Source organism: Pseudomonas syringae group sp. J254-4 (assembly GCF_032586855.1).
GTDB lineage: Bacteria > Pseudomonadota > Gammaproteobacteria > Pseudomonadales > Pseudomonadaceae > Aquipseudomonas > Aquipseudomonas amygdali.
In genome coordinates this window covers 73,882-88,001 of the sequence record NZ_JAWHOO010000007.1, presented here as the reverse complement: position 1 = coordinate 88,001, position 14,120 = coordinate 73,882, and the positions used below count along the sequence as shown (strand labels likewise).

18 protein-coding genes are annotated in these 14,120 nt (G+C 55.0%); 10 read left to right on the top strand and 8 right to left on the bottom strand.

Annotation, left to right across the window (positions count from 1 at the left end):
• Position 1 precedes the first annotated feature (1 nt).
• From RYB09_RS11125 to RYB09_RS11080, 10 genes are all read left to right on the top strand, one after another.
• Positions 2 to 394, top strand: a complete 393-nt coding sequence (locus RYB09_RS11125; protein WP_005783176.1) for a TIGR03750 family conjugal transfer protein — start codon at positions 2 to 4, stop codon at positions 392 to 394.
• Positions 391 to 1,059: a PFL_4703 family integrating conjugative element protein gene (locus RYB09_RS11120; RefSeq protein WP_005783175.1), complete on the top strand. Its 669-nt coding sequence runs from the start codon at positions 391 to 393 to the stop codon at positions 1,057 to 1,059. Before RYB09_RS11125 ends, RYB09_RS11120 begins: the two co-directional genes overlap by 4 nt.
• Positions 1,056 to 1,979, top strand: a complete 924-nt coding sequence (locus RYB09_RS11115) for a TIGR03749 family integrating conjugative element protein (protein WP_316888376.1) — start codon at positions 1,056 to 1,058, stop codon at positions 1,977 to 1,979. The genes RYB09_RS11120 and RYB09_RS11115 overlap by 4 nt, the downstream gene beginning before the upstream one ends.
• The gene (locus RYB09_RS11110; protein ID WP_316888373.1) at positions 1,969 to 3,453 is read left to right on the top strand and encodes a TIGR03752 family integrating conjugative element protein; all 1,485 of its coding nucleotides are present in this window, start codon (positions 1,969 to 1,971) and stop codon (positions 3,451 to 3,453) included. Before RYB09_RS11115 ends, RYB09_RS11110 begins: the two co-directional genes overlap by 11 nt.
• Positions 3,431 to 3,886: a TIGR03751 family conjugal transfer lipoprotein gene (locus tag RYB09_RS11105; protein WP_316888371.1), complete on the top strand. Its 456-nt coding sequence runs from the start codon at positions 3,431 to 3,433 to the stop codon at positions 3,884 to 3,886. The genes RYB09_RS11110 and RYB09_RS11105 overlap by 23 nt, the downstream gene beginning before the upstream one ends.
• Positions 3,886 to 6,894 carry a conjugative transfer ATPase gene (locus tag RYB09_RS11100; protein WP_316888369.1) on the top strand — a complete coding sequence of 1,003 codons (3,009 nt, stop codon included), beginning with the start codon at positions 3,886 to 3,888 and terminating at the stop codon, positions 6,892 to 6,894. Before RYB09_RS11105 ends, RYB09_RS11100 begins: the two co-directional genes overlap by 1 nt.
• The gene (locus RYB09_RS11095; protein WP_057413645.1) at positions 6,891 to 7,190 is read left to right on the top strand and encodes a hypothetical protein; all 300 of its coding nucleotides are present in this window, start codon (positions 6,891 to 6,893) and stop codon (positions 7,188 to 7,190) included. The genes RYB09_RS11100 and RYB09_RS11095 overlap by 4 nt, the downstream gene beginning before the upstream one ends.
• A complete protein-coding gene (locus RYB09_RS11090; RefSeq protein WP_316888365.1) occupies positions 7,187 to 7,885 on the top strand; it encodes a DsbA family protein in 699 nt (232 codons plus the stop codon). Before RYB09_RS11095 ends, RYB09_RS11090 begins: the two co-directional genes overlap by 4 nt.
• Positions 7,882 to 8,298 carry a hypothetical protein gene (locus RYB09_RS11085; RefSeq protein WP_316888363.1) on the top strand — a complete coding sequence of 139 codons (417 nt, stop codon included), beginning with the start codon at positions 7,882 to 7,884 and terminating at the stop codon, positions 8,296 to 8,298. The genes RYB09_RS11090 and RYB09_RS11085 overlap by 4 nt, the downstream gene beginning before the upstream one ends.
• A gap of 324 nt (positions 8,299 to 8,622) precedes the next feature.
• Positions 8,623 to 10,038: a DNA cytosine methyltransferase gene (locus tag RYB09_RS11080; protein WP_316888361.1), complete on the top strand. Its 1,416-nt coding sequence runs from the start codon at positions 8,623 to 8,625 to the stop codon at positions 10,036 to 10,038.
• A 402-nt stretch (positions 10,039 to 10,440) separates the two neighbouring features.
• On the opposite strand, the gene RYB09_RS11075 is transcribed toward RYB09_RS11080, so the two are convergent.
• From RYB09_RS11075 to RYB09_RS11040, 8 genes are all read right to left on the bottom strand, one after another.
• Entirely contained in the window at positions 10,441 to 10,668 is a 228-nt protein-coding gene (locus RYB09_RS11075) for a hypothetical protein (RefSeq protein ID WP_316888359.1), read from the bottom strand.
• Positions 10,669 to 10,720: 52 nt separating this feature from the next.
• Positions 10,721 to 11,209: a hypothetical protein gene (locus tag RYB09_RS11070; protein ID WP_316888357.1), complete on the bottom strand. Its 489-nt coding sequence runs from the start codon at positions 11,207 to 11,209 to the stop codon at positions 10,721 to 10,723.
• 398 nt (positions 11,210 to 11,607) lie between these two features.
• Positions 11,608 to 11,796 (bottom strand): hypothetical protein, encoded by a 189-nt coding sequence (locus RYB09_RS11065; RefSeq protein WP_316888355.1) that lies wholly within the window; start codon positions 11,794 to 11,796, stop codon positions 11,608 to 11,610.
• A 265-nt stretch (positions 11,797 to 12,061) separates the two neighbouring features.
• Positions 12,062 to 12,568, bottom strand: a complete 507-nt coding sequence (locus RYB09_RS11060) for a hypothetical protein (RefSeq protein WP_316888354.1) — start codon at positions 12,566 to 12,568, stop codon at positions 12,062 to 12,064.
• A 15-nt stretch (positions 12,569 to 12,583) separates the two neighbouring features.
• Positions 12,584 to 12,781 carry a hypothetical protein gene (locus RYB09_RS11055; RefSeq protein WP_316888351.1) on the bottom strand — a complete coding sequence of 66 codons (198 nt, stop codon included), beginning with the start codon at positions 12,779 to 12,781 and terminating at the stop codon, positions 12,584 to 12,586.
• Positions 12,782 to 12,791: 10 nt separating this feature from the next.
• Complete coding sequence (locus tag RYB09_RS11050) at positions 12,792 to 13,022, bottom strand: hypothetical protein (protein WP_316888349.1); 231 nt, start codon at positions 13,020 to 13,022, stop codon at positions 12,792 to 12,794.
• 11 nt (positions 13,023 to 13,033) lie between these two features.
• Positions 13,034 to 13,477, bottom strand: coding sequence for a hypothetical protein (locus RYB09_RS11045; RefSeq protein ID WP_316888347.1), 444 nt, complete (start codon positions 13,475 to 13,477; stop codon positions 13,034 to 13,036).
• A 227-nt stretch (positions 13,478 to 13,704) separates the two neighbouring features.
• On the bottom strand, positions 13,705 to 13,950 hold the full coding sequence (locus tag RYB09_RS11040) for a PapB/FocB family fimbrial expression transcriptional regulator (protein ID WP_316888345.1): 246 nt from the start codon (positions 13,948 to 13,950) through the stop codon (positions 13,705 to 13,707).
• Between the last annotated feature and the right edge of the window lie 170 nt (positions 13,951 to 14,120).

The window sequence follows — 14,120 nt, the reverse complement described above, 5'->3', positions numbered from 1 at the left end:
CATGACTGAGCTCCAGCAAGATCAGCATGAAGACGGCACCCTGCGTTTTCTGCCAAGTCGATTGAACAATCAGCCAGTGGTGATTGGCGGTCTTACGGCGGACGAGATGTGGGTCACTGTATTCGGCTGCAGCGGCGTAGGCTTTGTGATTGGTCTGCCGCTGGCCTTCATCATCACACCATCAATGCCCGTGGTGTGCGCCCTGATAGGAGGAGTAATGGGACTACTCATCGCATCTCGGGTTTTGCGACGCCTCAAACGCGGTAGACCTGAGACATGGGTCTACCGCAGGTTGCAGCTGCAGACGGCAATGCTCGGTCCGACCTCATTCAACAAAGCCAACCTGGTCCTTCGATCAGGCAACTGGACTTGCCGCCGGAGCGAGCAACAATGAGCCGTTTCTTGAAGTTGGCCGACTCCCAACGTGCCCACATCAATAGCTTGAGGATAGCGATAGTCTTGATCGCGCTGGTGGCAGCAGGCCTTGGTTTCGGCTGGTGGAGTTCGCCGAAGCAATTGACCGTTCACGTTCCGCCAGATCTGCGGTCTGGAAGCACGCGAATGTGGTGGGATGTCCCTCCCCAATCGGTATACACATTCGGCCTGTACATCTTTCAGCAAATGAACCGGTGGCCGGTCGACGGCGAGCTGGATTATCAGGCAAATATCACCCGCTTGGATGCTTACATCACGCCATCTTGTAAGCATTACCTGCAGAGCGATTTTGAACTGCGCAGGTCTAGCGGTGAGCTACGCAAGCGCGTCCGAGGCGTGTATGAAATTCCAGGTCGAGGCTATGGAGATTCGCCAGAGACCAGGACGGTGACCAACTCTATCGATGATTGGACTGTCACGCTCGATATCACAGCAGACGAGTATTACGGCGGGCAGTTGGTCAAGCGTGCCCTCGCGAGATATCCGCTACACGTTGTACGCATGGACGTCGACCCCGAAACCAATCCCTTCGGTTTGGCATGGGACTGCTACAACGGCGCACCACAACGCATCGAGGGCAATGTGGAAGCTCCCGCAACTCCGTCGAAAGGAGTCTTCAAATGAGTGTATTGCGGGTAATCACATGCTCGACATTACTGGTGGTGCTGGCTGGCAACGCCCAAGTCGCCTCGGCAGTCGAGATTCTCCGGTGGGAGCGGTTGCCTCTGGCCATTCCTCTGCGCATCAATCAGGAACGCATCGTCTTCGTTGATCAAAATGTTCGTGTTGGACTCCCGCGCTCGCTGACTGAAAAGCTGCGGGTGCAGAGTACGGGCGGTGCGATTTACCTGTTTGCGAAGGAAGCGATAGAGCCCACTCGACTCCAGCTGCAGAACGCCAAGACCGGTGAAATCATTCTGGTCGACATCGCTGCTACAGAGGCATCTGCGGATCAAACGCCGCTGGAGCCGGTGAAGATCGTCGAAGGTGAAACATCATCCGCACGGTATGGAGGGGCTGCTACAGCACGCTCAGCCAAGGCCACTGCGAAGAGCACGGAATCAACCAGCCGTTCAAGCGATGAAAACGATGAACCAGAGGAAGTAGTAAAGCGAGAAACGCCCGTCCCAGTCGTCCTCACCCGCTATGCAGCCCAGATGCTTTATGCGCCGTTGCGCACCGTCGAGCCTGTAGACGGCATCGCACAGGTGAAGGTTGAGCGCAGCCTTGATCTGGCCACCCTGCTTCCCACTCTACCGGTGAAGTCCACCCCTTTAGGCGCATGGCGTCTGGATGATTTTTGGGTGACTGCCGTGAAGCTGCAGAATCAGACGGCGCAGCGCATCACGCTGGACCCTCGCGAGCTCATGGGTGAATTCGTCACAGCAGCGTTCCAACATCCTTATCTTGGATCACGCGGCGATGCCAGTGACACCACGACCTTGTACCTGGTCACGCGGGGACACGGGCTGACACAGGCGGCCGTATTCTCGGCGACCCAAGCAGATCCGCGTGCAGCGCAGGGAGCGAAGCATGAAAGGTAATCCGCTGCTCAAGTACCTGGTGATCCCATTCCTCCTGTTAGTGATTTTCGTCGGCATCAAGTCACTGGGAAGTGCTCCCGCACCTAATACCGAAACCCCTGCTCCAAAACTGACGGCTGAGCAAGCCAAAGCCCTTGGTGTAGAAGGCGATACGCCGAGCGACACGCTGCGCACGGTCGTCGCTGAAGGACGCGAGCTCAAGCAACAGGTCACAGACGTCCTTGCGCAGAACGCTGCCTACAAGCAGGACAACGAGACGCTCAAACAGCGACTGGCAGGCATTGACCAGACCGTCGACCAGCGCCTTAAAAACGCCCAGGAACAGTTCAAGCTGGATAGTCAGCAGCAACAGCAGAGCGTGTTGGAGGGCTTGCGCAAACAGATGGATGAACTGACCCGAATGGGACAAAACAATAACTCCAATTCGGATTTACCGATTGGGTTAGGTGTTCAGCCTGGTGATGGCCAACAGTTCAAATCGGAAACAAACGGTTCAGACATCGTGTGGATCGATCCACAGGACGCGACGGCCCTGGATAGCAATGGCAAACCGATCACTGCCGGCAATAGCGTCCCCGCGAGCGCCTACAGCTTTCCTACAGCCTTCGGCGAGTCCGTAGACCGAGGACAGAAAGCGCTCACGACAGGTGCTCAGTCTGTCCGCGATGACATGGGTGGCCAGCAACAGGAGCGTAAGAAGGTAAGACGTGCCTACACCCTCCCTCAAAACTCGACGTTGATGGGCTCGGTGGCCATGTCCGCGTTGATCGGCCGGGTTCCTGTTGATGGGACGGTTAATGACCCCTACCCGTTCAAGGTGCTGATCGGTCCGGACAACCTGACAGCCAATGGCATCGACCTTCCTGACGTAGCCGGTGCGGTGGCCAGCGGTACAGCTTCCGGCGACTGGACCCTCTCATGCGTGCGGGGGCAGATCAAAAGTCTGACCTTCGTGTTTACCGACGGCACTGTCCGCACGTTGCCGGCACCGGTTCAGGGTGGCAATCAACAGAATAACAACCAGAACAACTCTGGAGACCAACAACCCATCCAAGGTGGTCTTGGCTGGATCAGTGATCCATATGGCATTCCATGTATTGCGGGCGAGCGACGCAGCAATGCGCAGCAGTACATCGGTTCACAAGCCCTCATCACCGCAGCAGGCGCTGGAGCAGCATCGTTGATCAAGACCGAGGGAAGCACCACCTCATACGTCTCGAACGCTTCTGGGACGCTTGGTAGCACGGGTTTGTCTGGTAACGAGGCGATGGGGAAGATCCTGACCCAAGGAGTCACGGACGTTTCGAGCTGGGTTAACAAACTCTACGGACAAGCGTTCGCGGCCATTTATGTCCTGCCTGGTGCGCAAGTCTCACTGCACATCGATCAAGAGCTGGAAATTGACTACGAACTCAAAGGCCGCAAGGTCAAGTACGCCTCAGGAGCGAACCATGCCAATGCCAACCTGGATTGATCACTTGAGGTCAGCGCGCAGCGCGATGATGTATTGCCTACTTACGGCGGGCTTGCTGGCTGGATGCTCGACTAACAAAGAGCAAATGCTGCCGCATGGTCAAAACACCATGATGGACGTCTGGAACCAAGGCACGACCGGTTCGGCCGGGAGCGCTAGTGGCCGGCAGTTGCTCGATGCACGCTCGGAGTTGCGCCGTCCAATCGATGTACGCGCTACCCAGCCATTGCAGGACAGCGCGGCCTACACCCGTACCGCCCAAAACGAGATCTACAGCCAGTTCAAACGACTGCCCAATCCAGATCTGGTCATGTACGTGTTTCCGCACCTTGCGGGTTCCGACCCAGCACCAGTCCCTGGCTACACCACTGTTTTCCCTCTCTATCAGCGTGTGCAGTACGCCATGCCTGGCGAGCGGGTTGAGGACTACTGATGAATCTTTTTCAACGGTTCAAAGGGCGCGCGCCCCAAGACCCCGCCACGCTTGAGGACGTATCGGTTGCCTCTGTGTCGATTGAGCCCGCAGCTTTGGAGGTTGAGCAGCCTGATGATAAAGACGTGGAGGGCCTGAGGGCTTCCGATCAAAACGACGTGGATGCGGCCCTTGAGCGTTACCTAAAGCGACTGGAGGATCAGGGCATACCCGCGCCAGGCGATTGGAGAAACCCAAAGCAGAAGCCTGCCACAGTTGGCGACGTCGCCGCGCTTTACGACGTCAAGCCGAGCTTTGTCGACCTCCTTCCATGGATTGAGTACCTGCCTGCTGAGCAAGCGATGCTGCTTGAGGATGGCAAATCCTTGGCGGCATTCTTCGAACTGACTCCGATCGGCACTGAAGGCCGGGATCCCGAATGGCTTCGCAAGGTGCGAGATGCCTTGGAGAACGCGCTGCAAAACAGTTTTGACGAGCTCGATACCTCGCCTTGGGTTGTGCAGTTCTACGCGAAGGACGAAACCAGCTGGGATGACTACCTTCGGAACCTGCGTGAATACATCCGACCACAGGCTAAAGGCAGCCCGTTCTCGGAGCTGTACCTGGATCTTTTCAAACATCACCTCGATGCAATCGCCAAACCTGGTGGTCTTTTTGAAGACACCACAGTTTCAAAATTGCCTTGGCGTGGCCAGCAGCGCCGCGTGCGGGTTGTCGTGTATCGCCGGGTAGTCGGTGATGCAGCGTTCCGTGGCCAAACCCCTGCCATGCACCTGGACAACATTTGTCAGCGTTTCACAGGAGGTCTGGCCAACGCCGGCATTAAAAGCAAACGGATGGACGGCTACGACATCCGACATTGGCTCCTGCAGTGGTTCAACCCTCACCCCGATCACCTGGGAACAACGCTCAAAGACTTTGATCGCTTCTTTCAACTGGTGAACAAACGCACAGAGGATGCCGGCGAGGATCTCCCACTGGTCACTGGCGACGACTTCGCCCAGGGGCTCTTTTATCGAGAGCCAAAATCCGATAGTCAAAAAGGCTTGTGGTACTTCGATGGCCAGCCTCACAGAGTCATCATGCTGGATCGACTGCGCGAAGCCCCGAAGACCGGCCACCTGACTGGCGAAACACGTAAAGGCGGTGATGCCTTGCATGCCCTGTTCGACAAGTTGCCTGAGGACACTGTGTTGGCCATCACCCTGGTCATCACCCCTCAGGACGTGCTGGAGGCTCATCTTGAAAAGCTGGCACGCAAGTCGGTGGGTGACAATCAAGCTTCACTACTGACCCGCGAAGCGGTAAACGATGCCAGGAAACTGATCGGTCGTGAGCACAAGCTGTACCGAGGCAGCATCGCCTTTTACCTCAAGGGAAATGACGAAGCACAGCTCACCGCGCGCAGCATGCAATTGACCAACGCATTGCTGGGTGCCGGTATGGAACCCGTAGCATCTGACGACGAGGTGGCCCCGCTCAACAGCTACCTGCGTTGGCTTCCCGGGAACTTCGACGTCAATCAAAAGCGAGCCATGGACTGGTACGTGCAGATGATGCTCGCCCAGCATGTTGCAAACCTGTGCCCTGTGTGGGGTCGCTCCAGTGGTACCGGGCATCCTGGCATCACGCTATTCAACCGTGGCGGGGCTCCACTGACATTTGATCCATTCAACAAGCTGGATCGTCAGATGAATGCCCACATGTTTCTGTTCGGCCCCACAGGGGCAGGTAAGTCTGCCACGTTGAATAACCTGCTCAACCAGCTCATTGCGGTTTACGCTCCCCGCCTGTTCATCGTCGAGGCGGGTAACAGTTTCGGCCTCTTAGGGGATTTCGCGAAAAAGCTTGGGTTGACGGTCAACAGGATCAAGCTGGCCCCGAACTCGGGCGTTAGCCTGGCTCCGTTCGCCGACGCTATTCGCTTGGTAAACACCCCGAGCCAGGTCAAGACCTTGGACGCTGATGACCTAGAAAGCTCTGACGAGGACATGAATGCCAAGCCCGATGAAGACGATGATGAACGGGATGTCCTCGGCGAGATGGAAATCGTAGCCCGTTTGATGATCACCGGCGGTGAGGAAAAAGAGGAAGCTCGGCTGACCCGGGCTGACCGCAGCGTAATCCGACAGTGCATCCTTGCTGCGGCCAGAATTTGCTCCGACGCCGATCGCACCGTCCTGACTGAGGATGTCCGCAATGCGTTGCGCGCGGCCGGGGAAGACACCTCGATTCCGGAGGGCAGACGCAATCGGATGCTTGAAATGGCCGAAGCCATGGACATGTTTTGCATGGGCGCCGACGGGGAGATGTTCAACCGTACTGGTACGCCTTGGCCTGAGGCAGATCTGACCATCGTCGACTTGGCCACCTATGCACGTGAGGGCTACAACGCCCAGTTGTCGATCGCTTATATCTCGCTGATCAACACCGTGAACAACATAGCGGAGCGTGATCAGTACAAGGGCCGTCCTCTGGTCAACGTGACAGACGAAGGCCACATCATTACCAAAAACCCCCTCCTCGCCCCTTACATTATGAAGATCACCAAAATGTGGCGAAAGCTCGGGGCCTGGTTCTGGCTGGCAACACAGAACATGGATGACTTTCCTCCCTCAACTGCACCAATGCTCAACATGATCGAGTGGTGGATCTGCTTGAACATGCCGCCTGACGAAGTGGAAAAGATCTCCCGTTTCCGTGAGCTAACACCTGCCCAGAAGGGCTTGATGCTGTCAGCACGCAAAGAAAGCGGTAAATACACCGAAGGCGTGGTTCTTTCGAAATCGATGGAAGCCCTGTTTCGCGCTGTTCCGCCGAGCCTGTACCTGGCATTGGCCATGACCGAGCCGGAAGAGAAAAAACAGCGCTACGACCTGATGCAGTCCATGGGTGTCGACGAGTTGGGAGCTGCCCTGGAAGTAGCTGCAGATCTAGACCGGAAACGAGGTATTGAACCCCTGAACATTACATTCCCAACACCCCGTGCATTGGAGAACCTGGCATGAGAGCCATGGATGCCCTGACTCAAAATCTGATCGACAGTCTTACCCAAATACTTCAGTGCCCGCAGGAAGACTCCCTGCTCGCATTGAAGATCTGCGCGCCGGTACTGATCGAGCACCTACAAGTCGTCAAACATGTAGCAGTGGATCGCAGGGAGATTCAATCCCAACTGCACAAAGCGCTGGATCAGTGGCTTGAGCACCACCCACAGCCTGAAAGCGCCCAGAAAGCTCTTCTAACGCTGCTGGATCAGGAGCTGCTGGCAAAGCAGCTCCTCAACAAAGAGGCCTCCGCATGAAGGGACCAACGCGCCGCCAAATTCTCTATTGCATCGGTGCGGTCGCCCTGGCTTTCTCGCCCTTTCTGCTGACCGAGCTGAGGCAGAATCAGCTTGGGGTCTCAGGTGCTCCCCTGCCGCCGGCAGCCGATCAGAAGAGGCGAAGTGGCGGATGGGTTTACGGGAGCCGTGATGCCCGTTTCACTATCGTCGAGTATGCAGATCTGGAATGCCCGTACTGCAAGGATTACTTCCCACAGCTCAAAACATGGATTGATCAACATCCAGACGTGAATCTTCAATGGCACCATCTGCCCCTACCGATGCATGAGCCTGCAGCGAGCTATGAGGCTCGGTGGGCTGAGTGCGCGGGGATTGAGAGAGGCAATGGCGCTTTTTGGCTCGCAGTCGAGCTCATTTATCAGCGTACTCGGTCGAACGGTGCTGGAACCGTTGGCAATCCGCAGATCCCTGGGCTTGAAGATCGACAGCACTTCATTGATAACTGCGCTGCGAGTAACCCGTCTGTGCAGCAGGCCGTCATTAGCCAGGCTCACAAGGCGAGCCAGGACGGCATCACAGCCACCCCTACGCTGGTTATCAAGGACAAACGATCTGGCCGCTCGATCAAGCTGCAGGGAGCACCTGACGGTGACGTGCTTCTTTCCGCGATAGATTGGCTGGCTGCGAGGCCGGCTGCTGGTGATCACCAGTGAACGCGAACGTCTTCAACAGCGAAGTATTGGTCAGCTCATGCCACCCAGTCCTAGGTAGGGTGTACTGGAGCTTCGTCTGGAACGGCGACTGCAACTACCCCGACTATTACGGAATCACCGACAGTCGCGATTTCGCAATGCGACTGCCCCAAGGATGGCGCGATCATGATTACCTTCACTGGGCGCACAGATCGCACGTATACAAGGTGTTCGATCCCGACAGTTTCAATAGCGACTACGTGTTGGAGTGGCGCGAGGAAGATCCCGATAACGATGATCAGCCGACGCAGTACCAGCGTTTGACGGGAGGTTTGGCCAACCTCCAATCAAGAAGTGGTCAAAGCATTGAAGAGTTCAGATACTGGATGTTCCACGCAGATTGGCAGGACATTCCATACCTGCAGCTGGTTTGATTCCTCTGATCAGACTCCGCCAAAACTACCAGCTCAATATCTTCGATAAAGCGCGATGCCCTCCTCCAGCAGCCTGTTTCAATTTCCCCCATTGACACAACTGGCGAACTTGTAAGAACCTGGATCGGCAACTTCAGCTTCAAACCCGTAATGAGGACTACCTACTAGTGGCCTCGACGCAGCTAGCTGCGTGAACGTCCCCAAAGCTCGCAAAGCAACCGGAAGCGCGAGCGGCCAACTGACGTTGGTGGCTGCACACTCCTCACTTCATCTACCCAATGGGAATCCTCCCATTGGGCCGGGTTCCCTTTTCGAGAGCCCTACATGAATACCTTCTCACTGCTCATCACCCCTAAAATCGGGGAAGCCCGCGGCGTGCCACGTATTTGGCTTGAGGGCCAAAAACTATTGAGTGCCGGCATCGAAATAGGAACTCGTTTTTCACTCATTCGCCTGGAAGGACAAACCAGGTTGGAGCTCGTGCCAGCCACATCACTAGAGGCCACCAAGGCCGATGTCACGGTCTCCAGGCGGGTTAAAAATGGAATCGCGACGCCTCTAATCGAGATCCGGACAGCCCTACTCAGAAGCTTGTTTAAGAGCGCAGAGAAAGTCCGAGTTGTCATTCGTTTGGGACGGATCGTCATCACTCCCCTCGACAATGACAAGAGGATCGAAGAGCGCCTGGCGCGATTAAAGCGTAAGCTCGATGCTCAAGAACCACTGGCTGTATGCAGTCTGTTTCACGGTGGAGGCGTGCTGGATCGTGCGATACACGCTGGCCTGGCGCGTTCAGGAATTGATACTTTTGTCAGGATTGGCATCGAGCTTGAAGATCAGTACCTGGACGCCAGCTTGCGCAATAACCCGATGCTTTGGCGAGACACTTCATTCGCAATCTGTGCAGATGTTCGGGACGTGCAACGCGGCACTGGCACCCCGGAATGTGACTTGGTTGTTGCGGGCATTCCTTGTACTGGAGCCTCCCGTGCAGGCAAGGCCAAAAATAAACTCAACTCAGCCGAACAACATCCATCCGCAGGCTCGCTATTCATAGACTTTCTGGACTTTGTCCGGTACTCCAACCCAGTCATGGCAATCGTCGAAAACGTACCTGATTACCAGACCAGCACTTCGATGGAAGTGATCAGATCTGTGTTGAAGTCTTTGGGCTACAGGCTGTTCGAGTGCATCCTCGACGGTGCCGTGTTCGGGGCTTTCGAAAGCAGGTCCAGGATGGCTTTGGTTGCATACACGGAGGGGGCTTTTGAGCCTTTGACACTGGATCAGATCACCCCTCTTCGCACAAAAGAGCGCTCACTCAAACATCTCATGGAAGCTGTTCCAGACACTGATGAAAGCTGGAAGTGCTATGACTACCTGGGACGTAAAGAGGAGCGCGACATTGCTAGCGGCAAGGGCTTTCGCAGGCAACTACTGACACCTGAAGCAACCTCATGCGGTTGTATTGGGCGTGGGTACGCGAAGGCAAGATCGACAGAACCATTTATTCGACACCCAAGAAACCCGGCGCTCAGCAGGCTTCTGACGGTAAGCGAACATGCTCGCGTCAAAACCATACCGGTTGAGATCGTTGAAGGAGTATCCAACACCACAGCCCACGAAATACTGGGTCAATCTGTCATCTATACCGCTTTCGAAGCGATAGCGGCCGCTATAGGAAAGTTGATAACGAAGCTGCACAGAACTGCCACGCCGGCAGGTGTGATGGCGGCTTGAGAACGTCCGGCCTACCTTACGGGTAGCGCCGGGCTATCCCCGGTAGGTTTTAGTACCAGCCATATCGCTTGTTGAGTTTCCAAACCTGTACTGTGCATGCAACGGCAATTACGGCGCAGATAACCATGAATACGAGCTCCGGGGTCCCTCTACTGTCCCAGCCGGTCATTGCGCTAAGAGAGTCATACCCCAAAGCCACCGTACCGGCTACGACAGCAGCCGTACCGCCCGAGATGAGCACTAAATAGAGCAGAAATGTTTTCATAGCATCACCCTAGTGTTTGTCCAAGCCAGCCGCCACCCAGCATTTTGCACCATTATATTCATCTTGATTACATGGTCTGCCATGGCAATTTTCCTTGGTTTTAGACGCTGGCATCGTTAGGGAGAGCAGCACCTGGGCTACTCATCGATATAGCGAGCGATATGAATAACCTTGAGTATTACCTCGTCCTGAGACTTGCCAGCGGGCTGGTAATAACCATCATGATCAGGTCGACTTGGCTGGTATGTCACGTCACGCAACTCAGCCCCACAAACGTCATCAAAACCACTTTCGTAACCTGGCACGACCACCAGGCTATCATCGGGAAACGCAGCGAGTGCTTCGATCAGTTCGCCCTTTGTCAATTCATCACCTTTTCCGTGACAATGCCAATTTGGTCGGCCTTGAAAGTTTCTATTATCGAGGGTGTGTTCCCTTGATGGTCAGTACATAGCCTGAATCGGCACCGCTTGCGCCAAATGGGAAATCTACGGGTTCGCCGTTTTTAGCAATTCGCGTTTGGGTGAAGCTGTTGCTTACGGTGTGTGGTACATCAATGACAGCTCTACCTGCCTGCGATTTTTCCATGCTTATAAGCTTTTGATTGCTGGCAGTGACCTGATAGCTGATATCACCGGTGCTGGTAATACGAGGCACCAGCGTCATTTGAAAGCCAGTTTCCAGCTGTGCCTTATGACGTTTGACTACACCCGCTTTTTCAGTTGCGGATTCGGTGTAGTCCACAAGAGACACGTCGCGGAAACGCTGCTGTTTGCCGTTCTCCACACCAGCAGAAAAATTACTCACGAGCTGGCCATTGTGAGTAAGTTCAGAGGTGATGTTGATTGTTTCAGCGGAGGCCGTCGCTGACGCAAGAGCCAAAACCGTAAATACCACTGCCTTCATATTTTTTCGTTCCTTGGTCGGACGCTAGAACTGCATCCCTCTACGGCCTCGGCCCCGGTTCTTAGGCCGGGGCTTATGGTGCACCTGGTGCGATTACCCTTGACTCTGCTTACGACGCTCTACGGCACTGAGCATCAAATCAATGGCCTTTTCCAGATTCGCAACTGCATAGTCGGGGCATGGTGTTGAGCTTGGCTTTTCAGGATCGTTGAGCCACGACCGAACTGTCCGCGCTGCGCAAGGCCGCGCTGTAACCGCCGCGATAAGCTTGGCGCTGTAGGCTTGGGTAATCCCATAGGTATCTAGCAGTTGCAGGTATCGAGTGCGATTATCCACATGCACCTCTTCTAGAGAAATAGGCAATGTTGCCTAGGCAGGCAAATAGGCAGTTCTGCCTATCATATCAATGACTTTTCACGCAGCACTTCAAAGACCTCGCGCGCAAGGGCTGCCATCATCAGAAAAAATCCCAAGAGCAGAGCAATAATAAATGCCTCGCTGTAGGCCAGATCTGCAGTGCGCTGCCCTGCTTCTCCCAGACCTATAGAAGCCAAAACCGCAATCAATTGAGCCACTTCTAATTTCATAAGACGTTCCTTGTGTCTTTTTAGTGCAAAAGTCGTGTGTTTCTACTGGCCAAGCCCCGCACGAAGCGAGGCTTGGAGTGAAGCTGAGCGGCAGCCAGGCCCGCGGTAGGCACTGGGTGCGATAAGGTCTTTTCCTATGCAACTGCGTGCCCAGCAACAACAGTGCAGTGGTCAAGGGATACAGCACCCGAAACATCCTCCACCATGATAACCGGCTCGCAGCACATTACGTATGCCTTTGGTGTCCACATATTCGATTTCCTAACTACTGCGAGCTTGCGTTAAGTACGAGCTTGTGGGAGCAACTGGGCGGCTTGCCCTCGGCTAATTTGCAGTTGCCAAACGGAATGACTTGGGATTGTCCTTGAGCTAACACAACCTGGTTGTGGAAGCTTTCGGTTGTGGTATTGGGAATCTCAACTGCAGTCGCTGGGGTAGTAACGCCCCAACCGATAACGCTGGATTTACTGCGCTTGGTAAGGTTTCCTGCTAACAGAACAATCACCTTGCCGCTCACGACCTCTTTCGGCGTAAGCGCAAGGGCTACCCCAGTCAGGACACCGGAGCGGTCGGTCACCTGATCTTTCACAGGCAACGTCCTTCCAAGCAGGATCGGGGTCGCAAAAGTCGCGATTACGTTTTGCAGCGCTTCGCAGGTGCGCACCCGAGCAGCGTAGGACAGGGGACCATGCACGCCGAAGTCATCCCAACCCCAGCCGGTCCCCAGCTTCATCAGTACGTTTTGCATCGGCTCACTGAGCTTGGCGGTCATGGTCTGTTTTCCTGTCTACGAAACGTAATGCGCATCGAGGAGCAATTTGTTGTGCTCGGCGTCGCTGGTCAGCCCGCACTCATTAAGCGCAGCAAGTAAACCGATGGCCCTCCACTGCTTTTGCAAGTACAGCTCGCCGGTTGCCTGCTCCATTTCCGCAACGGTCTTGCGGAAGTTAGCCAGAACGCGGTCCTTCATTTCTTCATTCGTCATCAGTCTTTTCCTATGCAGCCGGATCGTCTTCCAGATCCGCAGGATTGTTTTTCTGGATGGCCAAGTGGGCATCCATCGCCCAGAACTCAAACCAATCAACGTTAGCCCTCGCTACCTCAGCCCAAGTCATCGTGCCGCTGTCCAGCTCACCCTGATAAAGCGGCTCAAAGGTCGTCTCTCTTTCGTACTGCTCCAACCATGCACGCTGGGCGGGTGTCGCGGTAGTGCTGGTCATAGCCATGTCGTTTTCCCTTACAAATTGAAGGCTGACACGATGAGGGCATCAACTTCGCAATAGTCCTCAAATGACACCAACTTACCGGCGTACAAACCTTGCAGGAACCCCCGCAGCCGAGGCACGTCGGAATGGCTATTCGCAGCGTCTTCTTCATAGGCCTCAAGCGTTTCGAGAGCCAGCGGCTGATCTTTGAGGCATCGCGATACCTGGGCGAATACAGCACGCAAAGCGGCAGCTTCGGCGGCACGCTTGGCTTGCGGCTTGACCAACAACGTGAGCAAGTCTTCATACAATTTGCCACGCTCGATGTTCACCTGCTGCATTGCCGCTTGCTGCTCTGGTGTCGTTGGCTCAGAGACACGCTCACTCGCATCAGTGACGCTGGCCAACACATCAAGCGCAGAACCAACGGCAGTAATGCGCGGGAGCAATGATTGGATATCGATAACCACAGCCATTTGCTTTGCCCTCCTGGGCGTTGTCCTGCTCGATCCGGAGGCCGAAAGTGGCCTGTTTCTGCTGACACTGCCCAGCTTTCTAGGGCTGGGCTTGATCGATCCAGACCTTGAGCGGGCCTGTGCACTCGGGGCATTGGATTCTCTGCGCCATTTTCGACCCTCATTGATTTTCTTCAATGAAGACAACTCTATAGTAAACTATGGAATAATCAACAAATATTCCACACCTATCTGTAGAATTTAATCGCCTTGAAGACGAATGCATGCCTGTCATTTATCCCCTTCAGCCGGTTATAGAATTGGCTCGGTGTGACGTCATGCTTGTCAGTAGCTTCCTTTGCTGAAAGGCCACCAACAAGGTGGTCATGCAGCGCAGCTATGACCTTTTCACCGCTGGTTTTGGTGTCGCTCAACAGAAGCGAAAAATGCTCTGAATCGACCTCACCTGGCTTTAAAAGTGGTGCATCAGCCATCGGTTAAGCCCCGTTACAAAATCTAATTCCACAGTTTACTATGGACCACATATCGCCCGCCAGTTTCGTTTCTACTTAGAGCAATATCACGGGATGCTACCGCGCCTTTGACTTGGTGGCGGCCGCACTATCCAGGCAGACGCCCGCAAACCCCAACCACGCAGATAACG